A 311-nucleotide genomic window follows, 5' to 3' on the forward strand; every position below is an offset into this window, starting at 1 on the left:
AGGAGCCAGCCGCCTAAGGTGGGACAGATGATTGGGGTGAAGTCGTAACAAGGTAGCCGTATCGGAAGGTGCGGCTGGATCACCTCCTTTCTAAGGATATAAGCAGGACTAAGAGCCTGACAAAAAAAGTTTGTTTGATGGTTTTTTGTTTGTTTAGTTTTGAGAGAGCAATTCTCTCAAGTGTATTCGTTCTTTGAAAACTAGATAATCGTAAGAAGAAGTAACCAAGTAAGAACCGAGTATCGCCATTTTAGTTTTTCTCTCTAATTATTAGAGTAAAACCTTTTAGGTTAAGTTAGAAAGGGCGCACG

Annotated in this window: 1 rRNA gene; it reads left to right on the forward strand. The window is 40.5% G+C overall.

What is annotated here, in order from left to right:
• Positions 1-90 (forward strand): 16S ribosomal RNA (locus M3183_RS26860); the annotation flags it as partial.
• Positions 91-311 lie beyond the last annotated feature (221 nt).

Source organism: Neobacillus mesonae, from assembly GCF_023715155.1.
Classification (GTDB): Bacteria; Bacillota; Bacilli; order Bacillales; family Cytobacillaceae; genus Neobacillus; species Neobacillus mesonae_A.